Source organism: Marinicella marina, assembly GCF_030065545.1.
GTDB lineage: Bacteria > Pseudomonadota > Gammaproteobacteria > Xanthomonadales > Marinicellaceae > Marinicella > Marinicella marina.
On sequence record NZ_JASJNC010000009.1, the window covers coordinates 103,397 to 114,798 of the forward strand.

The window sequence follows — 11,402 nt, forward strand, 5'->3', positions numbered from 1 at the left end:
TGCTTATTTATCCTCAACTTTTGCTAATAATGCTTTGATTTCATCAATTTCAGAAGGTTTGGTTTTTTCGTTGCTGCCTAATGCCTGGATAACCAGAGAACTGATTGAGCCACCAAAGAGTCTGTTTTTCAGGTCGTCTAACATTTGTTTCTGGGTTTCTTTTTTGCTGAGCGTGGGTTCATAAATGTGGGCTTTGTGCTCACTGTTGCGGTTGACCAATCCCTTTTGGTGCATCACTTGCAGCATTTTTAAAGTGGTTGTGTAGCTGGTTTTGCCATTTTTAATAATTTCTTCATGTATCTGTCTGACGGTTGCCGGCGATATGTTCCACATGATATTAAGAATGGCTAATTCTGTTTTAGTAGGTTTTGGTAAGCTGTTCATAAATCTCTTGAGTTAGGTTTAACGAAGTTCCTCGTATATCATAGCTTATTCCATATGATTTATTCAATCTCTAAAATAATACCGCTTGCTCAAGTTCAGTGATTAAGCTGTGTTTGTGTTTATTTTAAATTGAAAGTCACAGTTTTTAGCTTGGTTTCAATATCAGGTTCTCCGTTAACTTGGTGGAGGGTCCTGACTGGAAAACAGTGCCTGTTCTTATCTAACCAAATGTGGGTGCTGCGTTGTCTGCTGGCAGGATACTGTCGTTCAACTCGAAATAACGATTCGTCTTGGTCAAAAACACGAAACTGATAGGCTTTGGGTTGGCTGGACTTCAAAACATCAATCTCAATGAAACGCTGACCCTGACAGACTAAGGCGCTTATCCAAAGCGGCAACATGTGTGCACTGATGGGTTTAGTGGTGCTATTAAATGTGAATGGTTTCTTGCCTTTGCCGCTGATGGTATTTAGCTTGGATTCAAAACGATAGGATTTTTTGGCAAAAGCAACTTTTTGCTTCATGCGGTGAGTGATATCGATGATTTGCTCATTGGCCAGATTAAATTCGGTGGTTTCTTGCCGGTTGAAGCCTGTCAGTGAGGCCAGTCCATTGGTTCCTTTGGTTATGTCCTTTAAGGTGTATTGATTGTTATCATTGATGCTGAGGGTGGTGGTTTGCTGCGCAGTGGGCTTGTCATCGCGGCTGATTGAATAAGTGGCCTTAAAAGGCGATAGACTTCCTTCAGCATATGCTGGTGTCAGCCAGCATAAGAGAGATATTTGTAGGGTCATCAACAGTTTAAACATCGTCAATGAGCAAAGGTTTGTTGGTTTTTTTATCGTACATGAATAAGTCGCCGTCTTGCCAGTATAAGTGTTTCTTGGCGATTAGACCCACAACAGTGGTTAAAAGTTTATGTTCTTTACTGATTAATTGCTGCGCCAGGGCATCTGCATCGAGGCTCAATTCAACAGCAAGACGTATTTGTGCCAAAATCAAGCCACTGTCTAATTGATCATTAACCACATGGACTGTGGCGCCGTGCCATTGGTCTTTATTGAATAGCACTTTTTCGTGGGTATGCAACCCAGGGTATTTAGGCAATAATGAGGGGTGAATGTTTATGATTTGGCCAGCTGCATCAATGGTTTCATTTGATAAAATGCGCATGAATCCTGCCAAAACAACCAAATCTGCTTTGATTTCATGCAGTAATTTCTGTAACTCAAGTTCGGCTCGTTGTTTGTCAGACCAATCAATGAATGTGTTGGTGATGCCATTGATTTGCGCTACCTCTAGTCCTTTGGCCTTGGGGTTGTTGCTGATAACGTGACAGATTTGGTAGTTGTCTTGGTGCTTAATCAAAGCCTCAAGGTTGCTGCCACGTCCAGAAATTAATACGGCAACTTGCATTAAACCAACTGTACGTCTTGCCCTTGATGTTGGATGGTTTTGCCGATGGTCCAAGCATTCAGGCCGGTCGCATTGATGGCTTGAATAACTTTTGATTCGTCTTCAGCAGCCACTATCAAACATAAACCAATGCCACAATTAAACGTTCTGAGCATCTCTGTTGGGCTGATGTTACCGGTATTTGCCAACCAATCAAACACTGCTGGTCGGTCCCAACTGTTTTGTTCAACCTCAATGGCCAGCCCTTCTGGGATTACCCTGGAGATGTTTTCCATGATGCCGCCACCTGTGATGTGTGCGATGCCGTTGATTTGGTGGCCTTTTTCTAGGATTTCCAAAACCGGTTTGACATAAAGCTGTGTGGGTGCCAAAAGTTTTTTACCTAATGTAGCGCCATCAAAGTCTTGTTGTAAGTCCACTTGGTTGTCATCAATGATTTTGCGAATCAGAGAGTAGCCATTGGAGTGTGGCCCAGATGATTCAATACCAATGATGCTTTGGCCCACTCCAATTTGGGAGCCGTCGATGACTTTTGTTTTGTCAACGACACCCACCACAAACCCAGCCAGATCGTAATCATCACCTTCGTACATACCTGGCATTTCTGCTGTTTCGCCGCCAATCAGGGCACATCCTGATGTTTTACAACCGGCTGCGATGCCGCCTATCACCTGGGTGGCTTGATCATTATCCAGTTTGCCACAGGCATAATAATCCAAGAAGAACAGGGGTTCAGCACCCAAGACAATGATGTCGTTGACACACATTGCAACCAAATCGATACCAATTGTACTGTGGTCACCCAATGCGTGGGCGAGTTTTAACTTGGTACCAACGCCATCCGTACCTGAGACCAAAACGGGGTTCTCACAAGCCACTTGCGATAAATCAAACAGGCCACCAAAACCGCCAAGTGAACCCATGACGCCAGGCCTGTGCGTTGCTTTTACCAGTGGTTTGATGTTTTCAACCAGTTGATTGCCGGCGTCGATATCAACCCCTGCATCTTTATAAGTGTATGATTTTTGCTCTGACATGCTCTGTTTGGTAGATAAATAAAACAGCTGCAGATTTTATGTCATTGCATGGAGGAAGGGTAGAAAATAGCAAAAATATATTTACTTTCCGTAAATTTAATTCCTTTATAATTGGCAGCATGAAAATATTTGTCATATTGTTATTTTTGGTCAGTTCGAATATTGATGCTGCCAATATAGTTACCAATCAGTCTGCCAGCTTGGTAGTTCCCTCTGAACAAACTCTGTGGGAACAACAGCGTCAGGGTCTGATTGCTGTGCTGAGCATGAAAAGTGGTTTGAGTCAGAGGACCATTCAGGCTGAATATGATGTCAATGAAAATTTCAGAACGGCCATACTCAGAACGTATATGGAACGACTGCCAGAAAATATGAATGGCGATAAACAATGGCTGAATTTAACCGTTGATGAAATGAAACTGCAACAACTGATGTTGGAGCAACGCATCCCCATTTGGCCCAACAGGCGAGGTGAAGTGTTTGTTTGGGTGGTCAATGAGTCAAACGATCAATCTTTGCAACATGCTAAGAATGATGCACCAGCGGTTTATTGGTTGTCACGATGGTTTAAATATTTAGGTATTCCTACTCAGTTTTATGATGCCAGTGCTGATGATTTGCTGAACTTTAAGCCCGAGGATGTTAGGTTTTTAAATCCTGATTTGATAGATTTCATTCAGGCCAACAATGAAATCAGCAAAGTATTATTGGTGTTCATTAAAGATACTGGCAATGGCTATTCCTATCGTTACGGTCTGACCGAAACAGGTGAACAAGTTGTCATTAAAAATCGTCAATTTATTGATTTATCTGCAGGTATGTTGTCATTGGCGAATGACATCCAAGCTGCCATGGCCGATGATCAAAGGTTGTTTCCGGATGAGTTCAAGCCAAGTACCGTGTCACTGATCATCAATGACATCAACTCCGCCAATAAGATGCTGGATTTGATCAGTTACTTGGATGAGCACCCTTTGATTGATAACTATTTAATCAATCAATCCATAGGCGAGCAAGTGCAACTTATGGCAGAGATAAAAGTTTTGCCTGACACCTTTGTGGCGTTTGTTGAAAAGGAGGGGGCGTTGATACATCAACCACTTACAATCGGTAGCAGCATATTGTTTAAGATCGCAGAATGAGCACATATTTAAGGCAAATTCCCAACGCCATAACCATTGCACGTATGTTGTCTATGATTCCTCTGGTGTGGCTGATGTGGCACAAAGAGTACAAGGTGGCATTGGTGGTGGCTTTGTTGGCCGGTGCATCAGATGGATTGGATGGTTTTCTGGCGAAAAAATATAACTGGCAAGGCAGATTGGGCAGTATTTTAGATCCTTTGGCTGATAAGTTGATGATGTTGTGCTGTTACACTGTTTTTGTTCTTCAAGGTGTGCTGCCAAGCTGGTTGTACTTTATCATTGTCATTCGAGATGTGGTGATTGTTTTGGGCACCACATATTATAATTTCCGCATAGGACGCTTGAAAGAAGCCACGCCTTCTTTAGTCAGCAAATGTAATACAGCCCTTCAAATTTTATTGATTCTGGTGTTATTGATTACTTTGTCGTCATGGTATGACTTGAGTATCATGCACTGGCCGCTGATGATTGCTGTGGCTTGCTTTAGTTTGATGAGTGGCATGCATTATGTCTGGTTGGGATTGAACATGGCCCGTAAAGCTAAAATACATAAGGAGGATTAATAATGACTAATCAAATCAATAAACAATGGTACATCTTGGCTCTGGTGATTTTGACCGGCTATTTGGTGTATTTGTTGTCACCGATTTTGACGCCATTTGCAGTGGGTGCTTTGTTGGCATATCTGTTTGATCCATTGGCTGATAAGTTAGAAGCCTGGAAAATGAGTCGTTCACTGGCTGTTGCTGTGGTCTTCTTGGTGATAACCATCATAGTGATTGGTATAGCATTGCTGTTGGTGCCCGCGCTGGAACGACAGATATCAAGTTTTATAAAAAATCTGCCGCTGTATTTTGAGTGGCTCAGGAACAACATCAATCCATGGCTACAATCTACTTTTGGCATTCAAACAAATTTCTTTGATATGAGTGAGTTAACTCAGTTAATTAAATCTCATTGGGAGAGTGCAGGTGGCATTGCACAATCGGTTTTATCTTCAGTCACTAAAAGTGGCTTGGTGATTGTTAATTGGTTCATGAATTTTTTACTGATACCAGTGGTTACTTTCTATCTGTTACGCGACTGGGATATCATCACAGAACGGGTGAGCCAGTTGGTGCCAAGGCCATACTATAACCGGGTGTCGAATATCAGCAGTGATGCCAATACCGTGCTCAGTTCATTTTTGCGCGGTCAACTCAGTGTGATGTTGGCTTTGGGTACCATCTACACAGTGGGTTTATGGCTTGTTGGTATTGAATTATCCTTGTTGATTGGCATGGGTGCTGGCATCATTTCATTTGTGCCTTATTTGGGTACCATAGTTGGTTTGATTGGCGGTGTGATAGCAGCGGTGGTTCAGTTTGGTGATGTCAATCATGTGGTTTATGTCTTGATTGTTTTTGGTGTGGGACAGCTCTTGGAAGGTTTTGTGTTGACACCATGGTTGGTCGGTGACCGCATAGGTCTGCATCCAGTGGCGGTGATTTTCGCGGTTTTGGCTGGCGGTCAATTGTTTGGTTTTGTAGGGGTGTTACTGGGCCTGCCTTTGGCTGCTGTGATTATGGTGTTGTTGCGACATGGTCATGAAAAATACATGGAAAGTAAATTGTATGGCAGAGAACAAGACTTCAGTCTTACCAGTCAGGCCGATAAAGTGGCAGCCAAAGAAAACAGCGAAGGACCATACAAGTCTTGATATGACGCAGCAAGCTGCTTTGCCATTTAAAAATCAATCATTGAATGACTTTGCGCATTTTAGTGGTAATCCTGCTGTGGTAGAGGTGCTCAAGGCTTACCAACAATTGCCACAATTTACTTACATACATGGACCACAATACAGCGGTAAAACCCATGTGTTGAACGCCATGGAACAATGGCTGACTGAACGATCTGAAGCGGTGTTTTTGGTCCAATCAGAGAGCTTGATGCAGCTAGATATGTCCATGGCCCTACCTAAAAATGTGAGTTTTGTTTTGATTGAGGACATTGATAAATTGGCTGGTGAGCCAGCTGGGGAGTTGGCTTTATTTAATTTTTTTAACCATTGTAAAAATTACCGAATCCACTTGCTTATCAGTAGTTGTATTGATGCCAACCACGAGGCTTGGGGTTTGCCTGATTTGAGTTCACGGCTTAACTCAGGGTTGACTCTGAAATTAAAACCGCTGGCAGGGGAAAAGGCCTTTGAATGCCTGGCTCAACAGTTTAAATTCAATGGTATTCCGGTGGAAAAAGCCGTTATACAATTTTTACAAACCCATTACAGCAGTGCTTACCCAAAGCTTTATCAGGTTTTTTTGGCACTGGCAGTCTCCTCTCTACAACAAAAGCGGAAAGTGACTGTACCATTGGTTAAATCTGTCATCGCCCAACAATCTGTCGCTGATTCATAACTGATGCTAGACAAAGTCTTCCTCTTCATAGATAATACCGCCTCGGTGACTCTCGTTTGTCACCTTGCAACGAATAGTGGTGAACCCGGTCAGGCCCGGAAGGGAGCAGCCGCAGCCATGATTTTGTGTGCAAGGACCGGCTGGCGGGAGTCCCTTTAATCAAACTCATTCCTTATGAACTATCAAGTACTTGCCAGAAAATATCGCCCGCAAAACTTTCAAGAAATAGTTGGCCAAGAACACGTCGTTCAAGCTTTAGTCAATGGCCTTGAAAACAACCGGCTTCACCATGCCTTTTTGTTCACTGGAACCCGCGGTGTAGGAAAAACAACCATTGCCAGGGTGTTGGCCAAAGCTTTGAACTGCCTCGAAGGCGTTTCAGGTAATCCTTGTGGTGTTTGTCAGCACTGTCAGGAAATTAAAAACGGCGAGTTCATTGACTTGATTGAAGTTGATGCGGCCTCACGAACTGGGGTCGATGACACCCGCAGCTTATTGGAAAATGTGCAGTATTCGCCGAATAAAGGGCAGTATAAAATTTATTTGATAGATGAAGTTCATATGTTTTCTAAAAGCAGCTTCAATGCGTTGCTTAAAACCCTTGAGGAACCACCAGAGCATGTGAAGTTTTTGTTGGCTACCACTGAACCGGATAAATTGCCGGTAACAGTTTTGTCTCGCTGCTTACAGTTCAATCTTAAACGCCTGACCCAAAAACAAATTGGTGATCACTTGGTATCGCTGCTACAACGAGAATCTGTTGCATATGATGACAAGGCCATTCAGTTAATTGCCCGAGTGGCAGATGGTTCTATGAGAGATTCATTAAGCTTATTGGATCAATCACTGGCTTTTGGTGCTGGTCAAATTAAATATGATGAGATACGCAGCATGTTGGGCACCATTGAACAGTCTCATGTCACAGAATTGTTGCAATTAATCTCTGCCCAGGATCACAGTGGCACGGTTGATAAGATGGAGTGGCTGAATGACATGTCAGTTGATTACACACAGCTTTTGGAGGACTTGTGTTTGTTGTTGCATGAAATCTCTTTGGTGCAAACATTGGGTCGTGTAGCAGGAGGCGCCCAATTTGATATGGTAGATGTTAAAAATTTCGCAAAGGAATTACAGGCTGAAAGCATCCAGTGGTACTATCAGTTAGTGATAAAGGCCTTGGCCGATATCAAATACACGCCCAGTAAAAAAATCAGCTTTGAGATGGCCATCATCCGTATGCTGACATTTGTCAACAGTTCTGGTGCGGTTGGAACCCAAGCTGTCAATAACACCAATCAGCAGACTCAAACCACCGCCCAGAACGGCAATCATTCTGCTCAAACAGCTCATGGCAAAGCAACAAACACAGCAAAAACAACAGACACATCAATAGCTAAGCCATCAACCAAGCCTGGAACTGCGGCAGTCAATCAAGTTTCTGAGACTGTCGATCATGTCAGTGGTGTTGTTGACGATAAGGTAGATGCTACACCAGCAGCTGAAAAAACACAGCAAATTGTCAGCCATGATTTGGCTGCTCTGACTGCAGAAAATTGGCCAGTAACCTTTCAAAAAATGCAACTAAGAGGTTTGGCCAGAGAGTTGGCCAGAAACTTAGAGTTACTTGAAAACACAGGAAATGTCATTACATTTGCAGTGGATGAGGCAAACGGTAATTTCATGACTGACAAAACCAAGAAAGCCGTTGAAGATGAACTGTTGGCAGGCTCTGATCTTTACAGCATTAAATTTGTGATGAAAAACCAAGCCAATACCATTGCCAGAATGGCTGCACAAGAACAAGCTAAAAAACAAGATAACAGCGATAATTTAGACCCTGTAGTTGCGGGTTTACAACACCAGTTTGGTGCACAAATTATCCAGAACAAGTTAGGTGATTGAGATGAAAGGTACACTAGGTAACATGATGCAGCAAGTGCAAAAAATGCAAGAACAAATGCAAGAAGCACAAGCTGAAATGGTCAACAAAGAGGTCACAGGCACGGCCGGTGGTGATATTGTTAAAATCACCATGAACGGACAACAACAGGTCAAGGCGATTAAAATTGATCATGATTTAATCGACGGTGATCATGAGATGATGGAAGACTTGTTGGTAGCAGCTTTCAATGATGCCTTAAATAAGATTGCTGAATTACAAAAAGACAACCTAGGTGGGTTAACTGCAGGGCTGAATTTACCGCCTGGTTTTAAAATGCCGTTCTGATGTCCTTAGTAAGCGATTTGATGTCGTCACTGCAAATCCTTCCTGGCGTTGGGCCCAAAACAGCCCAACGCCTCACTTTCCATTTATTACAAAAAGACCAGGCAGGTGGAAAGAATCTGGCAGAAACATTACTGGAAGCCTTAGAGAAAGTAGGTGAATGTGAGGTGTGTAGAACCCTTACTGAGAACCAACAATGTAAAATTTGCACCAATTCACAACGTAAGTACCATAAGATTTGTGTGGTCGAGACACCTGCTGACATAATTCACATCGAAGCTGCCACAGATTTTTCAGGTAAGTATTTTGTCTTGCATGGCAAACTATCACCTATAGATGGTATGGGCCCGGCTGATTTAAAGTTGAATATGTTGGTTGATATGCTGGCTAAACCTGAGTGTGAAGAACTCATCATCGCAACAGGTTCAACCCTTGAGGGTGAGACCACCGCACAATATTTGGCTCATTTGGCTGAGCAGGGTGGCATCAAAGCAACGCGTTTGGCTCATGGTGTGCCACTTGGTGGAGATTTGGAGTACATAGATAACAGTACTTTAGCGCATGCTTTTGCCAGTCGCACAAATATATAAATGCATTAAGTATAAGGAGCAAACATGGAACCAACTATATTTGATTTAATCCTCAGTAAAGAAATCCCTGCTGATGTGGTTTATGAAGATGATTTTGTTATGGGTTTTAAAGATGTCAATCCTCAAGCGCCAGTTCATGTGTTGTTTATACCAAAGGTGCAAATCAAAACCCACAACGATTTGAATGCAGATAATATGGATTACGTCAGCAAAATTCATTTGGCCATCAATGCCTACGCCAAACAAATTGGGGTGGCTGAAGACGGCTATCGCATTGTGATGAACTGTAACGGTCAGGGTGGTCAAACTGTTTTCCATATCCACATGCACTTTCTGGCTGGTCGTCAAATGCAATGGCCGCCAGGTTGATGTTGACTTATGACTGAAAAAGATCGAGTCTTTGCTGAATCATTCAGTCAAATCAAAGCCTTTGAGTTTGACCAAAAAGTGGTGTCTGTCTTTCCAGACATGATCAAGCGCTCAGTGCCTGGTTATGACACCATTCTAAAAGGCATAGCCATGCTGGCAATGAAACATGTCAAACCAAATTCCAATGTCTATGACTTGGGCTCTTCATTGGGAGCGGTTTCACTCACTATTGACCAGGCCATTGGGGCTCAAGGTGTGGACATCCATGCCATTGATAATTCACCAGCCATGGTCAAGCAACTTAAAGCCAGCCTTAACGATGTTGAATTAAATAACAATCTAGATGTGCATGAGGTAGATGTATCGGGATATACATTCAATGATGCGAGCATGGCGGTCAGTAATTTCACCCTCCAGTTCATGCCTGTCAGACAAAGAAAGCAAGTCTGCGCTGAAGTTTATCAAGGTTTGAACCCGGGTGGCGTATTTGTTTTATCTGAAAAAGTGCGTTCATCGGCCACTTTGATTGATTATTATCATGGCTATAAGAAGATCAATGGCTATTCAGATATGGAAATTGCGCAAAAACGCCAAGCATTAGAGGATTCTTTGTTGCCTGATAATTTAGAACATTGGCTATTGCGCCTTGAGGCTGTAGGCTTCAAACAAATTGAAGTGTGGTTCAGGGCTTTTAACTTTATCTCGTTAGCAGCTGTCAAATAATATGTTCAAACAACGATTGGCATCCATCTGGCCAGCCATGAGTGGATCATCATTAGAGCCACACAAGGAGGCCCTCAAATTATTAACTCATTCAGCCATAGATCATATCAATCAAGGAGATTTAGCCAGGTGGTTGGCGGCTTATGACAGTTTGCCTGAATTGACCGATGTTCAATGGCTAAAACATCAACAGGCCATATCAGTTAAGTCAACCAGTCAAGTTTCAGCACAATTGACTGAAGCATTAAAGGCTTTACAACCGTGGCGCAAAGGTCCATTTTTACTGGATGATGTTTACGTAGATGCTGAATGGCGATCCGACTACAAGTGGCAGCGCCTGCAGGAGCATTTGCCAGAACTGCAGAACAGAACCATTTTGGATGTGGGCTGTGGCAATGGTTATTATATGTTCCGCATGGCCGAAGAACAACCGAGACTGCTGTTGGGCGTTGAACCTGGACTGCTACAAAACGTACAGTTTTGGGCGATTGAAAAGTATGTTCAATCTGGCGCCGTTGTCTTGCCCTTGAGGGTGCAAGAGTTACCTGTGAATATGTGTTGTTTTGATGTGGTTTTTTCTATGGGTATACTGTATCACCGCAAATCACCCATGGCGCATTTGGAGCAATTGAAAAACTTGTTGAGTTCCGGCGGTACCTTGGTGTTAGAAACTTTAGTGGTTGATGGTGATGAGAACACCTGTTTGGTCCCTGTAGGCCGTTATGCACAGATGCGTAATGTTTGGTTCTTGCCCAGCCCTGATATGCTCTGTATCTGGTTACAAAAGATTGGTTTCAAGAACATGCAGGTGGTTGATGTCAGTGTCACCACCACAGCTGAGCAGCGCGGTACCGAGTGGATGCAGTTTCATTCATTGCCACAGTTTTTAAGTGCTGATGAGCAGTTAACAACAGAAGGTCATCCACCGCCAAAGCGCGTTATTATTACTTGTCAGAAATAAGCTGCAAATCTTTTTTTATCTAAATGTCATAAAGGGGTTTACAAGGTTATTTTGTTCGCTATAATGCGCACTCTCTCGGCCAAGCTGGTTTGTAAAAAGTGGTTTGGATGGGGGTTTAAAAATTAATTTTGAATGATTGATAAAAAAGTCTTGCAAA

General features: G+C 42.8%; 14 protein-coding genes and 1 other RNA gene. 11 read left to right on the forward strand and 4 right to left on the reverse strand.

Features of this window, described 5'->3' with window-relative positions:
* Positions 1-3: 3 nt before the first annotated feature.
* The 4 genes from QNI24_RS13870 to purM all read right to left on the reverse strand — a co-directional run bounded on the left by QNI24_RS13870 (position 4) and on the right by purM (position 2,837).
* A complete protein-coding gene (locus QNI24_RS13870) occupies positions 4-384 on the reverse strand; it encodes a BlaI/MecI/CopY family transcriptional regulator (protein WP_267177475.1) in 381 nt (126 codons plus the stop codon).
* Between the two features lie 119 nt (positions 385-503).
* Positions 504-1,193, reverse strand: a complete 690-nt coding sequence (locus QNI24_RS13875; RefSeq protein ID WP_267177474.1) for a hypothetical protein — start codon at positions 1,191-1,193, stop codon at positions 504-506.
* Positions 1,186-1,800 (reverse strand): phosphoribosylglycinamide formyltransferase, encoded by a 615-nt coding sequence (gene purN, locus QNI24_RS13880; RefSeq protein WP_267177473.1) that lies wholly within the window; start codon positions 1,798-1,800, stop codon positions 1,186-1,188. Before purN ends, QNI24_RS13875 begins: the two co-directional genes overlap by 8 nt.
* The gene (gene purM / locus QNI24_RS13885; RefSeq protein WP_267177472.1) at positions 1,800-2,837 is read right to left on the reverse strand and encodes a phosphoribosylformylglycinamidine cyclo-ligase; all 1,038 of its coding nucleotides are present in this window, start codon (positions 2,835-2,837) and stop codon (positions 1,800-1,802) included. The genes purN and purM overlap by 1 nt, the downstream gene beginning before the upstream one ends.
* 119 nt (positions 2,838-2,956) lie before the next feature.
* On the opposite strand from purM, the gene QNI24_RS13890 reads away from it, so the two are divergent.
* The 11 genes from QNI24_RS13890 to cmoB all read left to right on the forward strand — a co-directional run bounded on the left by QNI24_RS13890 (position 2,957) and on the right by cmoB (position 11,245).
* On the forward strand, positions 2,957-3,979 hold the full coding sequence (locus QNI24_RS13890; protein WP_267177471.1) for a DUF2066 domain-containing protein: 1,023 nt from the start codon (positions 2,957-2,959) through the stop codon (positions 3,977-3,979).
* On the forward strand, positions 3,976-4,545 hold the full coding sequence (locus QNI24_RS13895; RefSeq protein WP_267177470.1) for a CDP-alcohol phosphatidyltransferase family protein: 570 nt from the start codon (positions 3,976-3,978) through the stop codon (positions 4,543-4,545). The genes QNI24_RS13890 and QNI24_RS13895 overlap by 4 nt, the downstream gene beginning before the upstream one ends.
* 2 nt (positions 4,546-4,547) lie before the next feature.
* Positions 4,548-5,681, forward strand: coding sequence for an AI-2E family transporter (locus QNI24_RS13900; protein WP_267177469.1), 1,134 nt, complete (start codon positions 4,548-4,550; stop codon positions 5,679-5,681).
* A 1-nt stretch (position 5,682) separates the two neighbouring features.
* A complete protein-coding gene (locus QNI24_RS13905; protein ID WP_267177468.1) occupies positions 5,683-6,378 on the forward strand; it encodes an HdaA/DnaA family protein in 696 nt (231 codons plus the stop codon).
* Positions 6,379-6,431: 53 nt separating this feature from the next.
* Positions 6,432-6,527: signal recognition particle sRNA small type (gene ffs, locus QNI24_RS13910), an RNA gene on the forward strand.
* Positions 6,528-6,552: 25 nt separating this feature from the next.
* The gene (dnaX, locus tag QNI24_RS13915) at positions 6,553-8,280 is read left to right on the forward strand and encodes a DNA polymerase III subunit gamma/tau (RefSeq protein ID WP_267177467.1); all 1,728 of its coding nucleotides are present in this window, start codon (positions 6,553-6,555) and stop codon (positions 8,278-8,280) included.
* Position 8,281: 1 nt separating this feature from the next.
* Entirely contained in the window at positions 8,282-8,605 is a 324-nt protein-coding gene (locus tag QNI24_RS13920) for a YbaB/EbfC family nucleoid-associated protein (protein ID WP_267177466.1), read from the forward strand.
* Positions 8,605-9,192 (forward strand): recombination mediator RecR, encoded by a 588-nt coding sequence (recR, locus tag QNI24_RS13925; RefSeq protein ID WP_267177465.1) that lies wholly within the window; start codon positions 8,605-8,607, stop codon positions 9,190-9,192. Before QNI24_RS13920 ends, recR begins: the two co-directional genes overlap by 1 nt.
* 24 nt (positions 9,193-9,216) lie before the next feature.
* Complete coding sequence (locus QNI24_RS13930) at positions 9,217-9,561, forward strand: histidine triad nucleotide-binding protein (protein ID WP_267177464.1); 345 nt, start codon at positions 9,217-9,219, stop codon at positions 9,559-9,561.
* Between the two features lie 9 nt (positions 9,562-9,570).
* Complete coding sequence (cmoA, locus tag QNI24_RS13935) at positions 9,571-10,284, forward strand: carboxy-S-adenosyl-L-methionine synthase CmoA (protein WP_267177463.1); 714 nt, start codon at positions 9,571-9,573, stop codon at positions 10,282-10,284.
* A 37-nt stretch (positions 10,285-10,321) separates the two neighbouring features.
* Positions 10,322-11,245, forward strand: coding sequence for a tRNA 5-methoxyuridine(34)/uridine 5-oxyacetic acid(34) synthase CmoB (gene cmoB, locus QNI24_RS13940; protein WP_283708747.1), 924 nt, complete (start codon positions 10,322-10,324; stop codon positions 11,243-11,245).
* Positions 11,246-11,402: the final 157 nt, after the last annotated feature.

What these genes read in the sequence shown, in the direction of transcription:
- QNI24_RS13870 (WP_267177475.1), bottom strand. Translation starts at nt 384, where the DNA reads ATGAACAGCTTACCAAAACCTACTAAAACAGAATTAGCCATTCTTAAT.
- QNI24_RS13875 (WP_267177474.1), bottom strand. Translation starts at nt 1,193, where the DNA reads ATGTTTAAACTGTTGATGACCCTACAAATATCTCTCTTATGCTGGCTG.
- purN (WP_267177473.1), bottom strand. Translation starts at nt 1,800, where the DNA reads ATGCAAGTTGCCGTATTAATTTCTGGACGTGGCAGCAACCTTGAGGCT.
- purM (WP_267177472.1), bottom strand. Translation starts at nt 2,837, where the DNA reads ATGTCAGAGCAAAAATCATACACTTATAAAGATGCAGGGGTTGATATC.
- QNI24_RS13890 (WP_267177471.1), top strand. Translation starts at nt 2,957, where the DNA reads ATGAAAATATTTGTCATATTGTTATTTTTGGTCAGTTCGAATATTGAT.
- QNI24_RS13895 (WP_267177470.1), top strand. Translation starts at nt 3,976, where the DNA reads ATGAGCACATATTTAAGGCAAATTCCCAACGCCATAACCATTGCACGT.
- QNI24_RS13900 (WP_267177469.1), top strand. Translation starts at nt 4,548, where the DNA reads ATGACTAATCAAATCAATAAACAATGGTACATCTTGGCTCTGGTGATT.
- QNI24_RS13905 (WP_267177468.1), top strand. Translation starts at nt 5,683, where the DNA reads ATGACGCAGCAAGCTGCTTTGCCATTTAAAAATCAATCATTGAATGAC.
- dnaX (WP_267177467.1), top strand. Translation starts at nt 6,553, where the DNA reads ATGAACTATCAAGTACTTGCCAGAAAATATCGCCCGCAAAACTTTCAA.
- QNI24_RS13920 (WP_267177466.1), top strand. Translation starts at nt 8,282, where the DNA reads ATGAAAGGTACACTAGGTAACATGATGCAGCAAGTGCAAAAAATGCAA.
- recR (WP_267177465.1), top strand. Translation starts at nt 8,605, where the DNA reads ATGTCCTTAGTAAGCGATTTGATGTCGTCACTGCAAATCCTTCCTGGC.
- QNI24_RS13930 (WP_267177464.1), top strand. Translation starts at nt 9,217, where the DNA reads ATGGAACCAACTATATTTGATTTAATCCTCAGTAAAGAAATCCCTGCT.
- cmoA (WP_267177463.1), top strand. Translation starts at nt 9,571, where the DNA reads ATGACTGAAAAAGATCGAGTCTTTGCTGAATCATTCAGTCAAATCAAA.
- cmoB (WP_283708747.1), top strand. Translation starts at nt 10,322, where the DNA reads ATGAGTGGATCATCATTAGAGCCACACAAGGAGGCCCTCAAATTATTA.